15 protein-coding genes are annotated in these 25,033 nt (G+C 42.9%); 5 read left to right on the top strand and 10 right to left on the bottom strand.

From position 1 onward, the window contains the following. Positions 1-13: 13 nt before the first annotated feature. From DW640_RS11275 to DW640_RS11255, 5 genes are all read left to right on the top strand, one after another. Complete coding sequence (locus DW640_RS11275) at positions 14-1,552, top strand: YifB family Mg chelatase-like AAA ATPase (RefSeq protein ID WP_117578142.1); 1,539 nt, start codon at positions 14-16, stop codon at positions 1,550-1,552. Positions 1,553-1,641: 89 nt separating this feature from the next. After that, positions 1,642-3,276, top strand: a complete 1,635-nt coding sequence (locus tag DW640_RS11270; protein WP_165360370.1) for a hypothetical protein — start codon at positions 1,642-1,644, stop codon at positions 3,274-3,276. Positions 3,277-3,474: 198 nt separating this feature from the next. Beyond that, on the top strand, positions 3,475-4,683 hold the full coding sequence (locus DW640_RS11265) for a 6-bladed beta-propeller (protein WP_074857941.1): 1,209 nt from the start codon (positions 3,475-3,477) through the stop codon (positions 4,681-4,683). Positions 4,684-5,012: 329 nt separating this feature from the next. Next, positions 5,013-6,026: an aldose epimerase family protein gene (locus tag DW640_RS11260; protein WP_008761914.1), complete on the top strand. Its 1,014-nt coding sequence runs from the start codon at positions 5,013-5,015 to the stop codon at positions 6,024-6,026. A 126-nt stretch (positions 6,027-6,152) separates the two neighbouring features. After that, positions 6,153-7,706: a HAMP domain-containing sensor histidine kinase gene (locus DW640_RS11255; RefSeq protein ID WP_008761913.1), complete on the top strand. Its 1,554-nt coding sequence runs from the start codon at positions 6,153-6,155 to the stop codon at positions 7,704-7,706. 492 nt (positions 7,707-8,198) lie between these two features. On the opposite strand, the gene DW640_RS11250 is transcribed toward DW640_RS11255, so the two are convergent. The 10 genes from DW640_RS11250 to DW640_RS11205 all read right to left on the bottom strand — a co-directional run bounded on the left by DW640_RS11250 (position 8,199) and on the right by DW640_RS11205 (position 24,468). Beyond that, positions 8,199-9,185, bottom strand: coding sequence for a glycoside hydrolase family 43 protein (locus tag DW640_RS11250; RefSeq protein WP_022471948.1), 987 nt, complete (start codon positions 9,183-9,185; stop codon positions 8,199-8,201). 170 nt (positions 9,186-9,355) lie between these two features. Next, positions 9,356-11,167: a glycoside hydrolase family 2 protein gene (locus DW640_RS11245; protein WP_008761911.1), complete on the bottom strand. Its 1,812-nt coding sequence runs from the start codon at positions 11,165-11,167 to the stop codon at positions 9,356-9,358. 43 nt (positions 11,168-11,210) lie between these two features. Further along, positions 11,211-13,244 (bottom strand): hypothetical protein, encoded by a 2,034-nt coding sequence (locus tag DW640_RS11240; RefSeq protein WP_008761910.1) that lies wholly within the window; start codon positions 13,242-13,244, stop codon positions 11,211-11,213. Between the two features lie 380 nt (positions 13,245-13,624). Continuing rightward, positions 13,625-14,728: a glycoside hydrolase family 105 protein gene (locus DW640_RS11235; RefSeq protein ID WP_008761909.1), complete on the bottom strand. Its 1,104-nt coding sequence runs from the start codon at positions 14,726-14,728 to the stop codon at positions 13,625-13,627. A 47-nt stretch (positions 14,729-14,775) separates the two neighbouring features. Further along, a complete protein-coding gene (locus DW640_RS11230; protein WP_048692804.1) occupies positions 14,776-15,924 on the bottom strand; it encodes a glycoside hydrolase family 130 protein in 1,149 nt (382 codons plus the stop codon). A 38-nt stretch (positions 15,925-15,962) separates the two neighbouring features. After that, positions 15,963-17,354 carry an FAD-dependent oxidoreductase gene (locus tag DW640_RS11225; RefSeq protein WP_022471943.1) on the bottom strand — a complete coding sequence of 464 codons (1,392 nt, stop codon included), beginning with the start codon at positions 17,352-17,354 and terminating at the stop codon, positions 15,963-15,965. A 104-nt stretch (positions 17,355-17,458) separates the two neighbouring features. Continuing rightward, positions 17,459-20,170, bottom strand: coding sequence for a glycoside hydrolase family 2 protein (locus DW640_RS11220; protein WP_117578140.1), 2,712 nt, complete (start codon positions 20,168-20,170; stop codon positions 17,459-17,461). 142 nt (positions 20,171-20,312) lie between these two features. Then, positions 20,313-21,374 carry a glycoside hydrolase family 105 protein gene (locus DW640_RS11215; protein WP_117578160.1) on the bottom strand — a complete coding sequence of 354 codons (1,062 nt, stop codon included), beginning with the start codon at positions 21,372-21,374 and terminating at the stop codon, positions 20,313-20,315. Positions 21,375-21,976: 602 nt separating this feature from the next. Beyond that, the gene (locus tag DW640_RS11210) at positions 21,977-23,524 is read right to left on the bottom strand and encodes a glycoside hydrolase family 76 protein (RefSeq protein ID WP_022301663.1); all 1,548 of its coding nucleotides are present in this window, start codon (positions 23,522-23,524) and stop codon (positions 21,977-21,979) included. A 20-nt stretch (positions 23,525-23,544) separates the two neighbouring features. Beyond that, complete coding sequence (locus DW640_RS11205; RefSeq protein WP_048692907.1) at positions 23,545-24,468, bottom strand: glycoside hydrolase family 43 protein; 924 nt, start codon at positions 24,466-24,468, stop codon at positions 23,545-23,547. Between the last annotated feature and the right edge of the window lie 565 nt (positions 24,469-25,033).

The following is a 25,033-nucleotide window of genomic DNA, read 5'->3' as shown; positions in this document are numbered from 1 at the left end:
ACGGTAATCAAACGTGCTAATTAAAGTTTTCGGAGCGGCTGTTCAAGGGATTGATGCAACACTCATCACAATCGAAGTCAACAGCTCACGTGGCTGTATGTTCTATCTCGTCGGTCTTCCGGATTCCGCAGTGAAGGAAAGTCACCAACGTATTATCTCCGCACTGCAAGTCAATGGCTATAAAATGCCGACCAGTAACCTGGTTGTAAATATGGCACCGGCCGATATCCGCAAAGAAGGCTCGGCTTATGATTTGCCTCTTGCCATCGGCTTGCTGGGTGCCAGCGAAACCATATCTTCCGAAAAGTTATCCCGCTATCTGATGATGGGAGAACTTAGTCTTGACGGGAGCATTCAGCCTATCAAAGGAGCACTGCCTATTGCTATCAAAGCCCGTGAAGAAAACTTTGAGGGACTCATTATTCCTCAACAGAATGCGCGGGAAGCAGCAGTTGTCAATCAACTGAAGGTATATGGCGTCAGTAATATCAAAGAAGTTATCCAGTTCTTCAATGGTGAGCGGGAGCTGGAACAGACCGTTGTCAACACGCGGGAAGAGTTTTATCAACAGCAAACAGCCTTTGACCTGGACTTTGCAGACGTAAAAGGACAGGAGAATGTGAAAAGGGCGTTGGAAGTTGCTGCCGCCGGAGGACATAATCTCATCATGATCGGCGCTCCCGGCAGTGGTAAATCAATGATGGCTAAACGGTTACCTTCCATCCTTCCTCCCCTCTCCCTGGGTGAAAGCCTGGAAACGACCAAAATACATTCCGTTGCAGGAAAACTAAACCGGGGCTCTTCACTGATTTCCCAACGGCCATTCCGTGATCCCCATCATACGATATCGCAAGTTGCAATGGTGGGAGGCGGAAGTTTTCCCCAACCGGGAGAAATAAGCCTGGCGCATAACGGAGTTTTATTTTTGGACGAATTACCCGAATTCAACAGAGGGGTATTAGAAGTCCTGCGCCAGCCACTGGAAGACCGGCAGATTACCATCTCCCGCATAAAGAGCACAATCAGTTATCCCGCCAATCTGATGCTCATTGCATCCATGAATCCATGCCCTTGCGGATACTATAATCATCCGACCAAGGCATGTGTATGCAGTCCTGGTCAGGTACAAAAGTATCTGAACAAGATATCCGGTCCGTTGTTGGACCGTATTGATATTCAGATAGAGATTGTTCCTGTTCCGTTCGACAAGATATCCGATCAGCGACAGGGAGAAGCAAGCAGTGTTATTCGGAACAGAGTCATTCAGGCACGCCGTATACAGGAACAGCGCTATGCCGATCATCCCGGTATCTACTGCAATGCACAGATGAGCAGCAAGTTATTATCCATTTACGCTCGGCCGGATGACAAAGGACTTTCCCTGCTGCGAAATGCAATGGAACGCCTCAATCTTTCCGCACGCGCATACGACCGTATATTAAAGGTGGCACGTACCGTTGCCGACCTTGAGGGTGCGGAACTGATACAGCCCTCCCATTTGGCTGAAGCCATCAGTTATCGCAATCTAGACAGAGAAAACTGGGCGGGATAAAAGCGCTTGACAGTAAATCAATAAAATACCATAAAGAAAAAGTCTTTGTCTCATATAAAATACTATTTTCGCAAGATAGAATCTAGTATATGAATAAACACGACAACCCATATTACCCCCTATTTCTACTCATCGGATGGCTTATCATGCTGAGTAGTTGTCAACCTGCCCCATCTCATCTTCTGGAAAAAGCGATGCAGATGGAGAATGTATCAACCGACAGTATCTTTTTCTACCTGCAACAAATAGAAGAACCCGACAAATTACCTCTCAATGATCAGGGAGATTATTACCTGTTGCTCTACAAGGCAACTCTGTGGAAAACAGGAACACCTGATGATTCATTATTGCAGATCGCCATCCGGCAATATAAACAAAACGAGCAGCAAACCCAGTATGTACGGGCACGCATTGAGCAAAGCGCCTCCTATTTATATCGTAATCTGCCCGATTCCACATTACTGATGAGCGAACAAATTCTGAAAGGATACCAGCTAAATGATACGCTAAAAACAAGGCTGTACGGGCTACGAAGGGCAGCATACAGCAGAAAGCAGGATTATCCGCAGGCATTGGTGATGGCAGACAGCAGCAGACAACTGGCTCTTAAGATGAAAGATACACTTTTCTATTTTTCTACCAGCCAGCTATATCTGCAAATTATAAACAAAATGCAAGATCATGACAGATACACCCAAAGCTATCTGCAGCTAATGAAAGAACTTATGGATTCGCCCAAATACCAGTCTTTGAATTATTATGCGCTGGAAAGTCTGTTGAACACCAGTCTGCAAAGAAAGGATTTCCGGCAAGCAGTCATATATCTTCAACAATTATCGAGCCAACGCCGCGGAAGAAATGAAGTACCACACTATCTGCTGCTATGCGGAAGAACCCATGCCGCCTTGAATCAGATTGACTCCGCCCAATATTACTATCGGCAAGCCGCAATCTCATCTTCCAGCTTTATTGCCATGGAAGCCAATGCACGCTTATTCAATCTGATCAATGAAAAAGAATATCCGGAACAAGTCTTTTATACCAAGCAGAAGGAAAGCACGATAAGGGACAATATACTAAACAATATCAGTACAGGGATACGGGAAAGAGAATTCAACCAACTCAAATTACAGAATGAATTATACCAGCTGCATCTGCAACAGCAGCAAAGGGAACTATGGATGCTGGGAATCGTTACAGCTCTGCTGAGTATCGGATTCATCGCATTTTTCTTTTATCAGAGAGAGAAAAAGAAGCGACTGCTGCGGGAAAACCAGTTACTGTACAAAGAAGCCGAAGTAAGTGGACTACGGGAGAAAGAAATCCGGCTAAGGAATAAAGAGACTGAACTCCGTGAAGCGCTTTTCCGGAGAATGCCATTCTTCCATAAGTTGCCCTCACTCCATGCCAACAACAATCAGGACGAACCGGGCACCAGTCACAAGATAGTAGTGACAGATGCAGAATGGGCAGAAGTCACTTCAGTAGTGAATGATGCGTTCGACAATTTTGTCGTTCGGTTACGACAGGCTTATCCGCAGTTGGGAGATAAAGAAATCGGCTTCTGCTGCCTCGTCAAAATCAATGTCAACATACAGGATTTATCTGATATCTATTGTGTGAGCAAAGCTGCCATTACCAAACGGAAATATCGGATAAAGACTGATAAGCTGGGAATTACTGATGAGAATATAAGTTTAGACAGTTTTCTCAAAGTTTTTTAGCTGTCGCCCCAGGGTAGTTGAAGTCTTTGTCCGCCTGAAAACAAACGCATATATATATTATATTATTAATAATCAACAACATACATCTAGTCACATCGTACCTTTTTGTCCGCCTGTTTTTTTGTTTTTCTGCTCACTTCGGTCTACTTTTGCCTCAGTGATAATCAGAAAAACAGTACTAACCAAATACAGAACCGTATGAAGAACAGAATTATTATTTTAAGTTTATGTGCTAGTTGTCTACTTGCAATTGTTGCTTTTGTATACAACAGTGAAACAAAGACCGACCCACTGGCACTCTCCCCTATTGTAGCAAAACGAGTCACGACACCTACCGGCACACTAGTCTCATGTAATTTAAAGGCTTTGAAAGACACAGTAGACATTCCACTCAGCTATTTGACAGAAGAACTTCAAGTTGTCAAACTAGACAACCGGGACGAAGCACTAGTAGGAGGCTGGATACGCACCACAGTGGGAGAAAAATACATCCTGGTGAGCAATAACAAACAGACTCCCTACAAACTTTTTACCCGCGACGGCAAATTCATCACCACTATCGGTGCCTACGGACAAGGGCCCAACGAATATGGAAACACATACGCCGACCAGTTGGACGAAGCCCACAACCGTATCTACATACTGCCCTGGCAGAGTGACAAGCTGCTCGTATTCGATTTACAAGGCAATCCTCAGCCTCCCATTCCTTTATGTATGCGCGTGCCCAAAGGCAAATTCAGAGTAGATACGGAAAAGTCGGAAGTCACTCTGACAACTCTGCCTTTCGAAGGCTGGCCGGCTGTCGTGTGGACACAAGATTTCAAAGGTAAACGCAAGAACTTTATCGCACCGGGACATCTGACCGTTCCGCGCGACTTTAGCAACGAAGTATTTATGGATAATAATACTAATGATTACGGCGTTATGTTAATGGTGATCATGCCTGCCCCACGAACGGACAGTCTGTACCACTATAACGCAGCCCAAAATCGACTCGAAGCCAGATTCACCGTGGAATATCCGAACAAGGAGAAAATCCCCTGGCATGGCTATTCCGAATACCCGCGTCACTTTATCGGAGACGTTTCCGTGCCGATACAAGTATCAGAAAACACTTGGAGCGGCAGCAAGCCTGCCAAGTATATCATAGATAAGAAAACACTGCATGGCAGCTACTTCCGCCTGTACAATGATTTCCTGGGAACGAAAAAGATGCAGATATGGCCTTCATTCGGCAATGGTTATTATGTTGCCAACATGGAACCTGCCCAGCTAAAAGAAACACTGGAAAAAGAAATAACCCGGAAAGATATTCCGGCAGAGGCAAAGAAACGTGCACAAACATTGATAAATTCACTGGATGAAGAAGGCAACAACGTCATTCTACTCGCTAAAATGAAGAAATAACTATCAGAAAGCCAGAGCGTGTTTCAAAAGTCAATAGTAACTAAAATGGGGTTGTCTATAATTTACTATGAATGAAAGAATTGCGTATTCACCTACCACCTCCCCCTGCGGGTACTCCTCCTTCCCGAAGGAGGAGATTTAAGATACTACCGATTTTTAACACACCTTCCGGCATTCCGTTGAGAGAGCACATCCCCATTTCCTTTCGATAGAAAAACACAGACACAATTCTTATAATTGTCCATCTTTAAACTGATTTTCTCTATTTTCTGATTCTTTGATTTTGCTTTCCTTTGCAAAGCAAAAGATTCATATAAAATAAGCAGATCATGCAGTTTACAATTACACATTGGGGATGTACTCCATCGGGAGATTCCATCTATCTGTTCCGGTTGACCAACGCTACCGGAGCCTCCATCGAGCTTACAAACCTGGGAGCCACCTGGGTTTCGGCCAATATGCCGAACCGATACGACGTCTTTGAAAACATTCTGCTGGGATATGACCATGCAGAAGGATATCTCAAAGACACCTATTATATGGGAGCCACTGTCGGCCGGTTTGCCAACCGCATTCATCAGGCATCCTTTTCTATCGAAGGCACTACCTATCTGCTGGAGAAAAACGACGGAGAGAACACCAATCACGGCGGACTATCCGGCTTTCACAAGAAGATATGGCAATGGAAACGGACAGATTCCGGCATCCGTTTCCTTCTCCACTCTCCGGACATGGAAGGAGGATATCCGGGAAATGTACAGGCGGAAGTGGAATATCAATTCACGGAAACCAACGAACTGACAATCAGCTATCACGGAACCACAGACCGCCCTACTTATCTGAATCTCACCAATCATGCTTACTTCAACCTGTCCGGCGACAAACGAAAAATAACGGAGCATGAGCTCATGATACCTGCTGCACGAATATTAGAGACAACCTCACAATTTATTCCTACCGGACAGGCACAGGATGTCAAAGACAGTCCGTTTGATTTCAGCACCAGTCGCAGCATCGGAGCACATCTTTACGACGATAACGAGCAGTTGCACTGGAACAAGGGATACAATCATTGCTATATCCTGAAAGAAGAGTCGTCCGACACGTTATTGACAGCCGCCGTATTATCCGACCCTTTCTCCGGCAGAAGGCTGACTGTCAGGACTGACTTACCCGGTGTCTTATTATATACCGCCGGCTATCTCGCTCCCACACCGGATATCGGTGTATGTCTGGAGACACAATACTTTCCGGATACCCCTTCGCATCCGCATTTTCCGTCCTGCCTGCTCATGCCGGGGGAAGAGTATCGCCACAGAACTATTTATACATTCGACAAATGATTTTTTAAGTATTCTACATATTGTTCCCGCTTAGCTTCGTATAAACAGCGATATTTTTTTTACTGGCTATATCTTTTTTATTCATATATTTGTTTTACATTTGTAGTAAATAATAAAAGCAATAGTATGAAAACGTCCATTGTAACTCTTTTAATCACATTTTGTTTTTATCTGTCAGTTTATGCACAAGCACCTCAGGATAAAGCCACAGAACTAAAAGAACAGGCTTTAAGCAGCCTGAAGCAGAAAGATTACATCAAAGCCCGTTATCTGTTTAAGAAAGCGTATGAAGCATTTGCCGTGCGAGAGAACTATCCACAAGCTATAGAATGTGGTATTCAAGCCAATGCTCTATATGTCAGAGAAAACTTCTACAAAGAAGGTTTCGAATTATGCCGTAATATGGAACAACTCATTTGGACAGGCGAACAGAAGCAAAACAAAGTCTTTTATGACTTACGCTTTCCCATCAGCAAGGAACGGTTGCAGATGTACATTTCACTGAAGAATCCTGCACAGGCAAAAAACCAGCTGGACAAATTGGAAGAGATTGCCAGTCTCGCCAAAAATGATTCTTTAATGGAAGTGCTGCTCTATACGAAAGCCAACTATTACTATACTTTCAATCAGAATACACAAGGAGACGCCTGTTTCCGCAAACTCATCAGCCAATACAAGGAAAAGAAGGACTACGATAAAGTGAGCGACTGCTACAAGACTCTTATCGGCATCGCCCGCAAAGCCAACAATGCCCCGTTGATGGAACGTACGTACGAAAGCTATATTGTATGGACCGACTCTGTAAAAGCCCTGACTGCCCAGGATGAGCTGAATGTCCTGAAACGAAAATATGACGAAAGCCTCCAGACCATACAGGACAAAGACAGCACACTATCCGCCAAGCAATACATCATCATAGGACTTTGTACGCTTGTAGCTATCCTTGTAGCCACAATCATTGTACTTGCCATCTTACTGCTGAAATTTATCACCGGCAACCGCAAACTCAAAAAGAGCGTGGTCATAGCCAATGAGCACAACGAGCTGAAAACAAAGTTCATCCGGAATATATCCTCACAAATGGAGCCGACTCTGAACACTTTAGGGACTTCCGCCAAAGAGCTTTCCGCCCAAGCACCAAGGTATGCAGAGCAGATGCAGGCACAAGTAGCAGCCTTAAAGCAATTCAGCGACAATATTCAAGAGCTTTCCTCTTTGGAGAACTCACTGACCGAACCTTATGAAATGGGAGAAGTCAATGCGGGTACTTTCTGCGAAAGCGTCATGGAGAAGGCTAAAGAATTTATGAAGCCGGACGTCACCCCTTCTGTAAACGCCCCCAAACTCCAAGTAAAAACGAATAAAGAACAGCTGGAACGTATCCTGCTCTACTTGCTGAAAAATGCCGCTTTCTATACGGAGCAAGGACGTATCAGCCTCGACTTCAAGAAACGTGGCGCGCACACCCATCAGTTCATCATAACCGATACGGGAACAGGTATCCCGGCAGAACAACAGGAAAATCTCTTCAAACCTTTCACCCAGGTCAAAGACCTGACTACAGGTGATGGCTTGGGATTACCTATCTGCTCACTCATCGCCACCAAAATGAATGGCAGTCTGACATTGGACACAAGCTACACCAAGGGATGCCGGTTTATACTGGAACTTCACGCATAAATAACATAAGGTATTCAAGAGCTTTGTATAGTTAGATTACCCGCAATCATTGTCAACTATAATTATCGTAATTAGCTATAATCGGAGAACGCACATTCTAACTATACAAAAATAGTAACAGAGTACTGCATAAACGGCAACCGGGTTTATAATAAATACTGTGATCGTTTATTATAAACGTCCCCCTCGTTTATTATAAACTTTAAAATAGAAATTTGTAGAATCTGGATTGAATTTATAATACAAAAAAGGCTGCAAACCTCATAAAGTTTGCAGCCTTTTCCTATATCGGAGTATCCTATCCTCTGTTATACGTCAGAGAGATAAGTACTATTTGTTACTATATTATACCACCGTAGAGGATGATCACACACTAATTTTCTCATTTTATTATATCGTTCTTATATTATTCAGTTCAGGTTTGGAACTACAAATATACAACAATAAAAAGCGTTTGTCAAGTACCTGCTGCATTTTCAAGTATTCAAGCGATTATTTCATGACTCTCGGTTCAATGACCTCTCCGCTAATAGAAACCACTCCCTGATCTGAGATAGCGAAATCCTTGAAATAGGAAGTACGCGGATGTATTTTCTCTTTGCTCCAGTGGGCATGGAAAATGTATTTCCAGCTGCCATCTTTGCATTGAAAAGGCGCGCCATGCCCCGTACCGACCAATCCCATGCCCTCAACTCCTTGCAGAAGCGGATTCTTGCTATACTTAATCCATGGTCCCATTGGTGACTTGGAAGTGGCATAGCCCACTCCATAGCCCTTATTCTGATAATGGTTGGCAGAATAGATCAGATAATATGTTCCATTCTTCTTGAGGACTGAAGGTCCTTCTGCTACTTTAGCCTGCAAAAGTTCCCACGGTGCTTCCGCTTTCACACATTGAGATAATGTCTCCGTTTTAATCTTCATCAAATCATCGGTCATCCGAGCTACCCAAATAACATTTCCATCGGTAAAACGCACAAAATAAAGATAGGGAGTACCATCGTCATCTATAAAGAGGGAAGTATCAATGCTTTTCTCCTCCCAAACAGGTTGTTTCACTTCCTGCCGGAACGGGCCTACAGGGGAGTCGGAAGTAGCCACACAGATATGCTCTTCTACCGAATAGAACATATAAAATTTCTTTTTCGATTCGATATAGTAAACCTCTGGTGCCCAAAAGCCCCACTTCCCGTATGAATCGGCTGCCGACAACGCTTGTCCCTCCCGTTTCCAGTTCTTCAAATCGTCCGAAGAAAAACAGGCGAAACCTTCACCTTTCGTTGTGCCACCGGTACCATAGGCATAATACTTGTTATTATAAAGCATCACATACGGATCAGCAATAGGCAGACGATCTGACTCAACACTCACTTTTTTCTCCGGAGCATTGTTTCCTTCTTTCTCCATTGCACCACTTTTTCCGTTGCAAACCAACAGGATGCAAAGAAGCAAAAGAGCGTTCATCCCTTTCTTTATCATAGACAGACTTTTTAAGTTTATAATTGCAGACAAAGTTACTTATTTTTTCGGGCAAAACAGTTATGTTCTGCACCTTAACCATCAATAATGACACAGGGCGGGCTAAAAAGATTTTTTTTAGTCCACCCCATACCAACAATCAGATAAATATCATGAGTAAATGGAACCTGTTATTTCAGAGCATCACAGATCTCCTTATTCATCTTCCTCAATGTTTTCTCATCCAGCTTGATAACCTTACGGTCATAAGTCAATAATCCGTTTACTTCTACTTCCACATCTGTAGTCTGAGTATAGACAGCAGCCGAGAATCCACGGGGAATCAGTTCTTTCAATACATTGGCATATTCCATATATTTATCGGTTGCCTCCTTAGAAGTATTAAACTGAACATATCCCCAGTTACGATCCGGTTCCCATAGATGCTCTTTCAATACCAGACCGATACCACCATATTCTCCGAGCACTGTAGCACGCTGGGCGTCATACAGAAACATTTCCGGCCCCGGATAATGGTGCAAGTCAAGCATATCACCACAAGTATAATGATTACCACCACTGGCAGGATTCACCAGGCGTGAAGGGTCATATTGTTTGGTCCATTCTGCAATTTCAGGAGTCTTGAACTGTCCCCAGGCTTCATTAAACGGTACCCATGTACCAATACAAGGATAAGAATAAAGACAATCGATGATTTCTTTCCATTCTTTTCGATAGGTTGCTTCTGATTCTGTGGAACGTTTCTTCTCCGTTCCTGTAAAATACTCGCGCATCTGCCATTCCGGATTCTTATCTCCGCTCGGCATATCTTGCCATACAATAATCCCCAGACGGTCGCAATGCGTATACCAACGAGCCGGTTCCACCTTGATATGTTTACGGATCATGTTATAACCAAAGTCTTTTGTCTTTTGAATATCATATACCAATGCCTCATCACAAGGAGCCGTATACAGCCCATCGGGCCACCAGCCTTGATCTAAAGGACCGAACTGGAACTGGTCCTTATTATTCAACTGCAAGCGCACAATGCCGTTCTTGTCTCTCTTGGTAGAGAATTTACGCATGGCAGCATAACTCTTGACCTTATCCACCAGCTTATTGCCTTCGAACAGGCTGATCTCCAGATCATACAAAGAAGGGGACTCCGGTGACCATAACTTCACATCAGCCGGCATGGCTATTTCAACAGGAATACCATTAATGGAAACTCCTTTAGCCACCAGTTCCTTTCCATCGAACACCTTCACTTCTATTTTGTCCGATAGCTTCTTCTCATCAGTAGCAACTTCTACTGTCAGTTTATTCAGATCGATATCAGGAGTTATTTTGATGTTCGTGATAGACTGTGCAGGCACAGGTTCCAGCCATACTGTCTGCCATATTCCACTAACCGGCGTATACCAGATACCGGAGGGCTTATTCACTTGTTTTCCTCTAGGCTGAGTACCATTATCCGTCGGGTCCCAAACCTTTACTACCAGTTCATTCTCTCCATTCTTCAAGGCAGGAGTGATATCGAATGAGAAAGGAGTAAAGCCACCAGTATGCTGTCCTATTTTAATTTGATTTACCCAAATATCTGTTTTCCAGTCAACAGCTCCAAAATGCAGCAATACACGTTCGCCTTTCCATTTTGACGGCACAGAGAATTTGCGTTGGTACCACAAGTCATTCTCCTTTCCGAGTCTTTTTCCTACACCGGACAAGCTGGATTCTATCGCAAAAGGAACCAGGATCTGTCCCTCATATTTTTGAGGAGCCGCCTGCCCTACCGGAGTTATGGCGTAATTCCACAACCCATTCAGGTTCACCCAGTTCGGACGTTCCATAATCGGACGGGGATACTCGGGCAACACATTCTCAACGTCTATTTTGGTAGCCCATTCTGTTTTAATCCGTTCTCCTGCCGGTTTCCACTGAGCAGGCAGATACGAACAATTAAAAAACACGACTAATAAGATAATAAATTGTTTCATCATGATATAATTTAAAAGGTTTCTGCAGGACACAACCTGTACTGTTTTATTTCTTCAGGAAAGTCTCCGCACGTCCGGGAGTATAAAGTTCCCATAAGGAAGCAACCGTCCAGCCGGGAGCAAAAATATCGTTGTAATATCCTTTTCCATTCTTTCCATAATCCCAGTTGGTGTGCTGAACCACTTCAGGATAATAACCGACCTTAGCAATGCCGCACATATGGCCCTCATGAGGCAGCAACTGACGCATGGAAGTCGAGATCACCTCTGCAAAATCAGACAAGCGGTTCTCTTTGTATTCTTTGGACAACCAACGAAGCACGTCAGCAAATTCAAAAACAAATACATCGATATGATTATTTTCCACTGACACATTTCCCCAACCGCGGGTTTTCATGCCAATGTCTCCCAACATCTGTCCCGGAGCAAACGGAACATCCCACAGATAATACCATGACAGGGCAAAGTAGGCGGCCTTCTTTGTCAGGTCAGCATAATGCTTATGTTCTTCGCCTTTCGTAATCAGTGAAAGATAGTATGTAGCAGTGGCTGCATACAGCGATGCTTCTTTGTCCTCGCAGTTCGCATCAAGTGTAGAAGAGAAATAGTCTGCTTTGGAGATCAGTTCTTTCTCAAGATATTCAGCTGTCTTTCTGGCGCTGGCAAGATAGCGTTTGTCCTTGAAGTATTTATATCCCAGCACTAGTGGCAATGTTGCTGAAGGAGTACTACCTCCGCTCTTATCCACAATCGTAAAGTCATCACGGAATTTTCTGGGGAAACTGCCGTCAGCGTTCTGAAGTTTCAGGAACATTTCAAACATCTGTTTGACCCGCTGTTCCCACTCCGGGTACTTGCGTCCCTGTTTCTTTTCGTATGCCAGAAAATGAAGTATCGCATAAATTCCTTCAGATTGACGTCGAATACTATGTACCGGTTCTTCAAACCCACGGTTTAAATTAACAAATTCCTTAAAGAAACCCGCCGGTGTAAATCCATTCTTCAGATAACTGTCAAAGATCTTAAGACTATTTTCCTTCAGTTCTTCACGATTGGTTTCCCAGCCATATTCCCAAGCATTGAACGAGTTCAAGAGCACACGTCCCACGAAACCAATTTCCGCTTCACCGTTACTCTTACAGTCATCTGTTCGCAGACCGACGCCCGAATTATAGGTCAACTCCGGCTTGCTTACCAAGCTATTCACAAAGTAATTGCTGAGCGTCTGCTTCATATCAGAAATGGAGTAAGGAGTGTCAACCGGTTTCGGAGCATAAGTATCATAAGAATATTCCCAGGCATGACGTACAAAATCGGAGAAGTCATCCGCACTGTTTTCCGAAATTTCCCAAGTTAACATGATGTTTTCCCCTTTCTTCAGCAGTTGGAAAGCTTTTACTTTAGGAGCCAATGTCAGTTTACGGATATAACTTCTGGGAGCTTCTTCATAGGGGAAACCGAAAGAAAGCGCAGCCACTCCATTCTGATTTTCAAAACCTGTAAAACCCAAGGATGTTTTTCCGGAAAGAATCACTTCACCTTCCTTATGTGTAGTCAAAGCGTCGGTCGTAAACTTATCCAGTCGGTTTACTGTCATATATCGCTTGTCCTTCTCATTATAGATTCCCGTCAATGGAGCACTCAATCTATCCTCACGGACTACCCAACTATCAGATGTATGGAATGAAGGAGCTTCTTTGGGCGAGCGCAGATTACGGCGATACCAAAATCCGGGCATGTAAAACAAGCAATCGTCGTGACGGAAACCGGTAGACACATTCTGTCCATAGTTAAAGTACACATCCTCCAGAGCTGTAATACACATGTCAATATGTAGACGCCCATTAGCTTCCTTGACCTTTTGAGAAATCGTCAGCGGAATATTTTCAGAGGCTACTAACTGATAGGCAGAATTATCATTCTGCGTTCTCTTTAAAATTAAAGGGTACTGCTTAGCCTTATTTCCGGGCACTTTCAAAGAAATATGTGCATTGACCTGTTCCGGTGTATAATTAACGGCCCAGGCAGACCCGGTCAATAGCCCGATAGCTATTCCACAAAGCAAGAATTTTAAGTTCATACAGCTCATCATAATTATATGAATCAGCACTAATCCTGATTCTGTTAATACTTTATTTAGATATATTTCCCAAGCCATTACCGGCTCTTATCAACGAGGACAAAATTAGCGAAGATCACCTTATCTCAGTAAAACAAATTGAGCAATTAGTAAAAGAATTCGTTCTAAATGAATGTAGAATGAGTAAAATAGTACCAAAACAGAACATATTACGTCCTTTTTGCCTGTTCATCGAGTGCCGATATCTGAAGATCCAGTCTCATGCAACCGTATCCGTTATGATAAAAGCATCCGCAGCTTCCCTTTCTCAAAAGGGAAACTACGGACTATGATTCTCCTTGATTTATGCGGCAATAAAACAAGAATAAGGAAATACTCTGTTATTTTTCCAGAAGAGCGACAGTACACCAAAGAACGGGACCTTGTCCATGATAATCACCAGTACGACGAGGACGATCATAATAGTACTGCAGATCATTCTTTTTATTGGTTCCGACACAAACTTCTCTTACCTGGTTCTTTTCATTAACGTATGGAACCAAAGCCAACCAAGCTTTCCGGGCAGCAGGTGCATACTCTTCCGCATCCAGCCAGCCATTCTTCACGCCCATAATGAATGCGAAAGTAAACATTGCCGATCCGGATGACTCTGTCCAGCAATCAGACTTGTCAATCAACTGATTCCACAAGCCATCTGCATTCTGATACTCCTTCAGGCTTTTCATCATTTTCTGATAGCCTTCCAAGATACGGGCACGGTCTTTGTGCTTCTTTGGCAAACAACGGAGCAGCTCCGACATACCTGCCGCCATCCATCCGTTCCCACGTCCCCAATAGAAAGGAACATCCGGTGCATGATAGAAAAGACCATTCGGGCGTTGCAGTTCATCCAGGTACATCACCATTTCTTTCGCCGCCCGATCAATATATTTACGGTCCTTCGTCACTTTATACGCATGAGTCTGCACAATCGTAATCATGTACATGTCATCAATCCACAAACGTGTCTGCCAGGAATACCCTTTTTCAGCCCATTCCTTTTCTTTAGGCTTTGCATTTGCGGGAACTTCCCACTGAGAGTCGGCATAAGGCAGTCCAAGATACAGGTATTTCTTATCCTTTGTCACTCGGTACATATCCAGTGGAAGGCTACCGAACATATTCAAATCCACATGATTCATAATCGGCTGCAGCGCCTTCTCTGATGTAAACAAAGGGGCAAACTTATCTTCCAGAAGCTTTATCAACTCTTTATCTTTTGTTACCGCAGCATATTTCAGCGCGCCATTCCAGTAGAATGTTTCCGGATATCCAATCCATTTACCGGCATGAAGTGCGTGCTTCTCGCCTACAAAGCGGTATGCTAAACGCTTACCGACCTCTTCGGGAGTGTATCCTTCCGGGAAGTCCGTCAGCAATTTAGTCTGAGCTGATAATAGTTGAAAAGGTAACAAGAGCAATAATAAAAGTAGTTTTTTACACATAACGACTTATTTTTATTTATTATACAATTATAGAATATCTACGGGAGTTATTTAACCTTCAGGTTCTTTACATTGTCGCACACGGCCACTGCTATTCTTGAGTCCGCACAACCATAATAGAGATATAACTTCTTCTTGTAATATGCCAGTCCCTCGATAAATACTGTTCCATCTTTGTATTGCCCGCTCTTCTCAAAAGGTGCTTCAGGCACAAAAAAAGGTTTGTCCAACCGGTCCAGTACTTTATAAGGATCATTATTATCAAATAAAAATTGTCCGGCGCAATAAGCACCTGCCGGATATGAGGTATCCCTGTCCTTTCCTGCATTTTTTCCATTATACAGAAGCACAATACCCTTTTTGGTTCGTATAGCCGGAGGTCCGCATTCTGTCATCTGACAGTCAAAATGCCCTTTACGCGGTCTCGCCAACTTCTTTAATTCATTCTTTTCGTCCAGTACCGGATACCAGTCTACAAGGTTGTCAGAAGTAGCCGCGTGAACAGCATACTCTCCCCAGTACATGAAATACTTGCCGTCTACTTTATCAATAACCAGCTTTTCTTTCTTTACTTTGGTCAGTATGGAAGCAGATTTACTGGCTATCTTAGTGAAGCGTCCGTCGTAGGCCTTTTCAAAAGCAAGTCCATGCTTTGTCCAGTTCTTTAGATCCCGGGAGGTGGCTACAGCGATACGCGGTGTCTTCCGGTTCCATGCCGTATAAAGCATCACATACAGGCCGTCTTCCGTCATTGCTACACGTGGGTCCTCACAGCCACCGGGCCATTCTATACCTTTAAAGTTATCTTCCGCTGGAAATAATACCGGAGTGTCCAGTCTTGTCATTGTGACTCCATCCGTGCTCTCAGCATATCCGATACGTGAAGTCCTTTTACCGATACCCTGTGCTGAGTTATCTTCCGCCCGGTAAAGTACGACTATTTTCCCGTCTTTCACGGTAGCCGCCGGATTGAATGTATCACTCTCTTCCCACTTCACCTGTTGCTTCTGCATCGGACAATAAAAAGAAGTAGGTTGAGGTGAAATTACGGGATTAGCACCTTCAGGACGTACGAAGGGACCGAGTACCCAACTTCTGTTATCCTCCTTACCTGTAGTCGTATCCGTAGAAGGTTTCATGGTAAATCCATATAACATCAATATACCGGTCAGACTAATTACGAGTTTTAGTTTCATCTTATTTTCCTGCTTTATTCATAATAAATCATTTACCTTTACAGCAAATATTGTCCCTCCTCCTTCAATCTTTTACGCAGATAATCAGTATCGATTTTGTGGACATCATTCTTTGCCTGTTTTATAGCATGCACTGCAGCCATTCCGGCAGCTTCGCCAGTCACCAGACAAGGAGGCATTACCCGTAAACTCCCGAATGCTTCTTCATCAGTAGATATACAGCGTCCTGCAGTCAATACATTTTTCAGTCCTTTAGGTGTCAGGCAGCGATAAGGGATTCCATGAGATTCTCCTTTTTTATAACGTGTCTCTTTATGGCCGGGCTTATGAACATCTATATAATAACAGTTACGTCCGATTTCATCCTCAAAAGTTCTACGTTCTTTCCAGTCCTCTACCGTAAAAGTATAATCACCTTCAATCCGACGGCTATCTCTGACTCCAAGCAAAGAAGCAGTCTTCACCAAAAAAGCACTACCAAAAGTTTTGGGCTGAACATCCTTCATTGCTTCCAAATATTGTCCTGCAATTTGCCGACCTGCCATCATTGCCTGCGTAGTTGCCCAGGGATCAGTTGAATCGACATTATCAAGATGCCCGGCATTGAACTGCACCACATCCGGACCAATAAAATTACTATTAAAATGCTTATCTATCAATGGATATTTCCCAGACTCAATCGCTTTATAAACAGGGCTGTTCTTATTACTAGTATGTAATGAGGGCCCCGTCAGATTGTAGTTATAGCTATCGACATTAGCAAACGAGAAGCATAAAGATGAGCTCTGTACCACCCCACTATCATCTCCTCTCTTGAATGATGCGCCTGCCCATGCCGCCAAATCCCCGTCACCTGTCGCATCAATAAAAACTTTTGCCTTGAAAGCAACAAGCCCGGATTTATTTGCGACAATGATAGCGTCTACCGTTTCATCGGCTGCTTTTTCTACAGCAGCAACTCTTGAGAAGAAGAGTACTCGGGCTCCCGATTCAGTAACCATCTGATCATAAACTGTCATCAGATATTCGGGATTTATACTCACCCAATTCATTTTCTGTTTTCTCTCATGCGGTACTCCTTTCCTCGAAGCTTCAAAAATTTTCTCTGCCAGACCTCTATAAATAATCTTCTCACCATCAGAAAACGGACACCATGCCGGAACCATACCGGCTGTGCCCATCCCGCCAAGTTGCCCCATTGCTTCAATCAATAGAGTCTTGGCCCCTTCGCGTGCTGCCGAGATAGCGGCAGCACAACCGCCAGGCCCTCCGCCAACTACAATAACATCCCACCGATCATCTACGGCAATCTTTGTATTCTTCAGACTCAGCCTGGATTGCGTTGTTTCTCCCTGCGTATTGAGAGTAGGTACAGTGAAAGCTGCGGTCAACAGCCCTGCTTTTTTTAAGAATTCTCTTCTAGAAGTCATAGTATTCTATTTATCATTTGGTGAACATTAGTTCCTTTGTCCGATTCACTAACACTCAATTAAACAATCCGCCTATCAATGCAGCCATAAATTTAAGTTTCATCTTACTTAAGTTTATACTTTTGGCTATCGATATTCCATCCTTTTAATACCAATATTGCTCCTTCACCCAGTTTCTCCTTTGCCGTCTCGATCGTTACCGTCTTCTTTTCACCCGGAGTCAGGGAGAAGAAGTTATCCGTATAGAATGACGGCCGTATCGGACTCATCTTTGCATTAAGGAATTGCAGTTGATTGAAGAAAGCTATCTGATTGGATGTATTCCTCATAGTGATATCAACAAAATAGTTATCACCTTCTTCCCTCACCTTATAAGCCAGTTTCACTTTAGAAGTCCGAAGTTTACTCAAATCCTCAAAGCCAGAGGCTACCGGACCGGTCAAGGTCGTCTTTCCTTCGTACTTATCGTTGGAACGCCAGTAGAAATTAGAAGAAACTTCTTTCCCTTTCTCATCTTTCAGTATTAATTTGATAAAGTGAACCTGAGAGATGTCTTCGGGAAAACGAATAGTCAACGCATCATTCGCTACTCCATCAGCCGGTAGATTAACAGCAGCCGATTCTTCAAACACCTTCCGGCTATTTATATCATACACCTGTGCTGTAACCTTGTAGTTATCGAAAGAACGATAGAAATCATTCACTACGGAAACCGTATTTTTAAGATAATCGAACTGAGCATGCAAAGGCTCCAAAGAATTGGCCGTGTGATAAAGCGAAGCTGTCGGCTCCAGAGACCAGTCCCACATACGGGAAGCTACCTGCCTCATAGAACAGTTATGATACCAAAACAAAAGGCCCGAACAAAAACGGTCGCCATAATCCAGCTTATTATAGTTCCATACTTCCCAGATGCTCTTAGAGTTTATTGCACCCAGCAGTTGTCCTTTCTGAGCAAATTCATCAATCGAAGATGACTTTCCATAATGATTCACCAAGTCTGTATACATGGTAGTCATCAGATGGAAACCGTTTCCATCCAAGTAATCCCACACTTCTTTGTTGATAGGCCACAGGTCTTTCTCATCCATCATTTCCCGGAGTATTTCTACTGTAGGAAGAGTCGGTGCACCATATTCAGGATTAAAGCCATCTACACGACTACCTCGTGGAGAAGCTGTATTTTCATAATGCTGCATCGGATTCACCTGTTTGTAAGGGCTGCCATCATGTACTCCGGCACACTCCGACTGCATCTGATATCCACGTGTACCATCCAGCTGATTCAGCAGTTCGGGAGTTCCGGTCATTTCTGTGCTTTCATTGGAAGCAACATAATAAGCCAAAGACGGATGATTACGAATACGCTTCACTGTAGACTCCACGTTACTCATATAGAGAGCCTTGTCATGAGGATGACGAGTATCCCCTGTCATCCAGAATTCCTGCCATACCAGCAAGCCCAATTCATCACAAAGCTGGAAGAAATAGTCAGATTCGGCAATGCCACCTCCCCACATACGCAGAAGGTTGACGCCCGACTGGCGAGTATAGCGCAATTCAGCATACGTACGCTCATCAGAGTGTCTCAACATAGCTTCCGGTATCCAGTTCGTACCACGGATAAACAACCGTTTACCATTCACATAAAAGACACGTGATTTGTCAGGCGTTTTAGTATCGGAAGTGATTTCACGAATACCAAACCTTGTCTTTACAGAATCGCAGATCACTCCATCAACTGATACTGTCAACTTCAAATCATATAAGTTTTGCGGTCCTTTGTTGACCGGCCACCACAAGCGAGGAGAATTCATCACAAGTTGCGGAAACTCTTCCGGAGAAAAAGTAACCAGTTTTTGTTCTCCCCGAATCACTCGGAATGATTTCTCAAAAGATATATTCTCACCTACAATCTCACCCTTTACTTTGCAATTAATTCCACTATTGCTAGTTGACGAATTAATCACTTCTACAGATACGGTTTCACGTGCCTGGTCATAATCCGGTTTACGCAATTCAGACTTAATAAACGGATGACGTAGAGCTACCTTTCCGGTAGCATAGATAGAAATGTTTTTCCAGATGCCTGTATTGCGGTCACGGATGCCATCCATAAAGGTAAAGTCCCAGCCTACAGTCATCAACATCGTAGTATTCAATCCGATATTGCCGTTACCACCATTATGGAATTCTCCCGCAGCCCCCCAAGACTTCGGCTTAGTACTTCCGGGAACATCAACCGGATACACTTTTACAGCCAGTGCATTATTCTTCCCTATCTTTACAAAATCGGTCACATTAATATAGTCCTGTATAAACATACCATTGATGGTACTAAGCAAATTCCCATTCACCCATACTTCTGCCCGATAATTGATTCCATCCAGCTGTAACCAAACATTCTTCCCCTTAAAAGATTGAGGAACTGCAAACTCGGTACGGAACCAATAAGTATAAAAGTCACGTCCGACCTGAGAGAGATCAGGGATCAACTTTGATTCAAGTTTATTATTGACTCCATAATAAGGTTCGGGATATTTCTGATTATACACTAAAGAATTTAAGACTGTACCGGGAACAATGGCTGGCAACCATTGTTCAGTCGGATAATCTGATAAAGATATTTTCTCACCCGGATCTGTGATATCGCCTGCTTTCATCATTTTCCACTGATAATCTCCATGATGAGTGACTTCCGAATCAAGCCAAATACGATTTGGATCTCTAGCGTCATTCATCCTATTTTGTGCAGTCAATACTGAACAGAAAAATAGTAGCAAAACAGAAAAAAGGGTCTTAACAAAGTTATGCATATTTATGTTATAGTTTTAAATGGTTTTTGGCACGGAACAAAAGTAGAGGTTTCCTTTTATTCAACCTGCCAAAAACAGGTCAATAAATGAGATTTTAGTCCCAAAATACTTTAATAAAAGACAGAATTGCCCGTATTCATCGTTATTTTTCCAGAAGAGCAACCGTACACCAAAGATAGGGTGCATGTCCATGATAATCTCCCGTATTACGCGGACGATCATAATAATACTGCATGTCGTTCTTTTTGTTGGTACCGACACACACTTCTCTTACTTTATCATTCGAGTTTATATAAGTAAGCATAGCCAACCATGCTCTTCGAGTAGCCTCACCATACTCTTTTACCGGCAACCATCCATATTTCACTCCCATAATAAATGCGTAAGTAAACATAGCCGAACCTGATGTTTCTACCCAGCAGTCCGGTTTATCAATCAACTGTCTCCACATACCCTCTTCTGTTTGATAATTTTTCAGACTTGCCATCATAGTTTGGAAACCTCTTACAATAGGCAAATGATATGGACTCGATTCCGGCAGATAGCGAAGCACTTCTGCCATCCCTGCCGCCACCCATCCGTTTCCTCTTCCCCAAAAATAGGGTACATCCGATGCATGATAGAAAAGTCCATTCGTACGTTGCAACTCATCCAGATACATCGCCATTTCTTTAGCAGCGCGCTCAACGTATTTCAACTCACCGGTCACTTTATAAGCATGCGTTTGAATGACAGGAATCATATACATGTCATCAATCCACAAGCGAGTTTGCCAGCTATATCCCTTCGCTGCCCATGACTTCGCACTTGCACTTGCATTTTCCGGTACTTCCCATTGGGTATCTGCGTAAGGTATACCCATTTCCCGATATCGTTCATCTTTAGTGATCAGATACAATGTGAGAGGAAGACTACCGAACATATTCCGGTCAACATGGTCCATCCCAGGCAAAAAGTGCCTATCAGTAGTAAAAAAAGACTCAAACCCATCTTTCAAGGACCGGATCAGTTCATTGTCTTTCGCTACTTCCGCATATTTCAATGCTCCGTTCCAAGTAAAAGTTTCCGGATAACTGAGAGTTTTCCCATTATGTTTCCCCTTTGCAAAAAGTTTTCCCAACCGTTTCCCTATCTCCTTAGGAGTACTCCCTTCCGGAAAATCAGTCAGTAAGGGAGTATCAATTGTCCGCTTGGTCTGTAACATCCATTCCTGAATTTCGATTCCTTTTCCGCCTTGATTCCGATGAATGGTCAGTTTATAGTACTGATACGCCTCCTTATGTCTCAACTCCAAAAACTTTTTCTCCCTTTTTTCAAACTCCTGCCGAATTCTATTATCTAGTTCGACCCACTTCACATTGTCATTCGATCCGTAAAGAGACCACGCACCAGGTGCATTTCCTTCTTTATCTCCGGTTGCCATAACCGAATAATAACGCGCTACAACCGGTTCTTTTCCCTTCCAGATGATAGAGACAGAATTATTAGGAGTATAGAAAGAAGTTGTCCAGTCTCCATCAACCAAACTACTAATATCTTTTCCCTCAGGAGAGTCATCATACTCAGGAGAGATAGTACCCTCTGTCGGCATATTATAATTATCTGCCTTCAACTGATACACATAGGTGTATTTTTCCTTTTCGTCATTTTCCGTACCTTCCTGAACCGGTGGCACAGGGTCTTCATTTTCACTGGAACAGCTATAAAGCATACCACCCGATGTCATTATCAGGAATATGCAACACAGTGCCTTCGCTATATCATGTATCCAACCATCATTTTTCATTTTATACATCTTATTCTTCATTATTTTCCTTCTAGTTCCAGTACAGCTAAACGAGCCAGCATCTCGACAAAAGCTCCTTCGTGCAGGACTTGCCAAGAAGAATTCGTTTTACCGATAAAATAATTATTACTCAGCAGATTAGTTGTTTGATTCCGGCATTCTGACATCCAAGCCTGCAACATGCTCTTCTCGAACGCAGTGACATAATCCCTTCTTCCATCAATCTTATACAGTTCAAGGAAACCACGAAACAATACAGAATAAAACCAGGCATGATCTCCATTTATACGATAGAACTTTTCTCCCAGTTCTTTTGAGTCATACAAGGTAAACCACTTACTATAGGCTGAACGGGCAATCTGCTGCGCTTCATTCAGATATTGTTGTTCTCCTGTTATATTGTACAATAAACAAGCAGCCTGCATTGGCTGACCGGAATTGTAACTGTACTTACTTTTACCTATAGTCATCGAAGGAGTAATATTATCATAGAAAAGGTGATCACTCGGATCTTGCATGTATTGTATCAACCATGCATAAAATTCTTTAGCTTTATCCAGATACTTCTGCTCTTTGGTTATCTGATATAATTTACATCCCAATACTGCAGCCGGTGCGGTAGAACATGTATGTTTATTACTGTATGCCGGTATTTCCCTCCAAAGAATACCGCCACCACATGAACTGGTGTTTCCCACCATCAAATAATCCCAAACCATTTTCGCCTTCTCCAAGAAACGATTTTCCTTTGTCTGTTCATACAGTTCCGCCATATCCAGTCCTATCCAGACATTATCGTCATAATACCTTTCATTTCCGTTTTGCGGATAAACTGCGTAAGCGCTGCGCTTGTTATCAGTTGTGATAAAACGATTGATACTGTTAAACATACGGTCAGTCAAATCTGCATACTTTTTTTCATAAGCAGATACCCCGATTGAAGCTCCACGCAAAGCTACATAGCCAGAAAGCCCTGCTCCTTGATCCCAGACTACGGCATCTCCATCCCAATAAGGTCCAGTAGCAAGCGGATATCTTGTATTCCAACAGTCACGTGCAGACTTTCCGAAACAAAGATTCATTAACGAAGTCATCAGGATGTCAGCTCTTTCCAGGAAACGGGTTCTCACTACCTCTTCTTCACGAAGCGGCGTAGCAGTGACCGTCAATTCCTCCGAGCGTTTCCCATAATTATCGACAGCGACGGCAGTCACAATATATGTTCCCGGTTCAGAGACAACTATTAACAGTGAACCAACCTTTTCTGTAGCAATACGTATGTTTTTCTTTGCTGTGTTCTCAGGTTTATCTCCCTCTAACAAATAAGAGATCTCTACAGAAATAGCTCCGACAGGATTAGTCCAGCTTACTTGCAATTCATTCGCTCTCTCCGTTTTCTCCGCCACAAGATTGGTAACCGGAGGTACTGTTTTTGGGCCCTGTCCATCCTGCTTTCCATCATCTATTTCATCCGTGATAGGCGAGTCGCCCCCACCGCATGCACCTAATAATGCAAATAAGAGAAAGAAACAGATTCCTAACAGCATATTAAATCGGATATTTTTCATGATATTCCTAGTTTATAGGGTTACTTTATTCTCACTGGTTCAATCGTTTCTCCTGTGATACTAATTACTCCTTTATCGGAGATATTAAAGTTACTGATATAGGAAGTACGGGGGCCTACACTTGTCTCACTTGCATGAGCATGAAAGATATATTTATAACTTCCATTGGCACAGACAAACGGTGCTCCATGTCCTGTACCGACTAGCCCTACAGACTTAGCAGCCTCTTTGTCTCTCCGGAGAATCGGATTTCCGCTATACTTGGTCCAAGGTCCTTTAGGAGAACTAGCCGTTGCATATCCTACAGCATAGTCTTTACTTTCATAGTGGTTTGCTGAATATATCAGGTAATAAGTATTCCCTTTCTTCAACAACGAAGGACCTTCGGCAATCGTCCCTTGTTTCTTCTCCCAAGGTTCAGTAGCACTTATACACTTAGTCAATGTTTCTTTTTTTATACTGGTCAAGTCGTCATTCATTTCTGCTACCCAAATCACGTTTCCCCCGGTAAATCGTACATAATAGAGATAAGGAGTACCATCATCATCTATAAAAAACGAAGTATCAATTCCTTTTTCATCTGCTACAATAGGCTTCTTTTCCCTCTGTATAAAGGGGCCTTCCGGGCTAGTAGAAGTAGCTACACAAATATGTTCTTCCACCGAATAGAACATATAAAACAAATTCTTTGATTTCACATAATATACTTCCGGAGCCCAATACCATTTAGTTCCCCAGGAATTTTCCGGTGACAAAGCCTTTATATCATTTCGCTTCCATTGCTTCAAATCTTCAGAGATATACACTTCGAATCCGTTAACACGAGTTCCATATGCATAGTATTTACCTTCATGGTATAACACAAAAGGATCGGCAATCGGCAATTTATACTCTGCTATTATATCCGGGTCAATCGCGTCTTTTTCGGCTGGAGTAGCTGAAATCGTCACTTTCTCGGAACGCTTACCATAATTATCAACGGCTACAGCAGCAATTTGGTAGGTTCCAAATTCTGGTAATTGGAGTGTATATTTGCTATTTTTCTCACCATATACACGCACATTTATAATTGCAGGAGATTCCCCATTTTCTTCCAAGAAATAAGATATCTCCACAGCGACAATTCCTGATGGATTTTTCCATTCCAATAGTAATTCATTCGCCTTATCAGTCTCTTTCGCTGTAAAATCAGTAACCGTCTCTATGATTGCTTCATTTTTCTGCCCATCATCTCCCTTCTGATCATTCTTATTAAGTGGTGAATCGTCACCGCCGCCACAAGACAAAAAGAAAATAGTTCCTAATATCAAACATACGTTTAAAAATAAATTGCTGTGTGTATTCTTCATATTTTTAGTAAAAAATGTTGCAAAATATTCATTATTAATGTTTGAAACGCAAGCTACCACAAATTCATTCTGAACTAAATCAAAATTTGCGATAACTTGCGTTTCAGTTTAGCTACATAGATTAATCATCGTTTAATCATATCTGCCTTTCTTCACACTT

The sequence above is a fragment of the Bacteroides sp. AM23-12 genome (assembly GCF_003434395.1).
Lineage (GTDB): Bacteria > Bacteroidota > Bacteroidia > Bacteroidales > Bacteroidaceae > Bacteroides > Bacteroides thetaiotaomicron.
The sequence above is the reverse complement of the archived record's forward strand: the minus strand, read 5'-3'. Positions and strand labels throughout refer to the sequence as shown.

Bases quoted from the DNA above. Each gene is read 5' to 3' on its own strand.
- DW640_RS11270 (WP_165360370.1), top strand. From the start codon at position 1,642: ATGAATAAACACGACAACCCATATTACCCCCTATTTCTACTCATCGGA.
- DW640_RS11265 (WP_074857941.1), top strand. From the start codon at position 3,475: ATGAAGAACAGAATTATTATTTTAAGTTTATGTGCTAGTTGTCTACTT.
- DW640_RS11260 (WP_008761914.1), top strand. From the start codon at position 5,013: ATGCAGTTTACAATTACACATTGGGGATGTACTCCATCGGGAGATTCC.
- DW640_RS11255 (WP_008761913.1), top strand. From the start codon at position 6,153: ATGAAAACGTCCATTGTAACTCTTTTAATCACATTTTGTTTTTATCTG.
- DW640_RS11250 (WP_022471948.1), bottom strand. From the start codon at position 9,185: ATGATAAAGAAAGGGATGAACGCTCTTTTGCTTCTTTGCATCCTGTTG.
- DW640_RS11245 (WP_008761911.1), bottom strand. From the start codon at position 11,167: ATGATGAAACAATTTATTATCTTATTAGTCGTGTTTTTTAATTGTTCG.
- DW640_RS11240 (WP_008761910.1), bottom strand. From the start codon at position 13,244: ATGAACTTAAAATTCTTGCTTTGTGGAATAGCTATCGGGCTATTGACC.
- DW640_RS11235 (WP_008761909.1), bottom strand. From the start codon at position 14,728: ATGTGTAAAAAACTACTTTTATTATTGCTCTTGTTACCTTTTCAACTA.
- DW640_RS11230 (WP_048692804.1), bottom strand. From the start codon at position 15,924: ATGAAACTAAAACTCGTAATTAGTCTGACCGGTATATTGATGTTATAT.
- DW640_RS11225 (WP_022471943.1), bottom strand. From the start codon at position 17,354: ATGACTTCTAGAAGAGAATTCTTAAAAAAAGCAGGGCTGTTGACCGCA.
- DW640_RS11220 (WP_117578140.1), bottom strand. From the start codon at position 20,170: ATGCATAACTTTGTTAAGACCCTTTTTTCTGTTTTGCTACTATTTTTC.
- DW640_RS11215 (WP_117578160.1), bottom strand. From the start codon at position 21,374: ATGTTACAGACCAAGCGGACAATTGATACTCCCTTACTGACTGATTTT.
- DW640_RS11210 (WP_022301663.1), bottom strand. From the start codon at position 23,524: ATGAAAAATATCCGATTTAATATGCTGTTAGGAATCTGTTTCTTTCTC.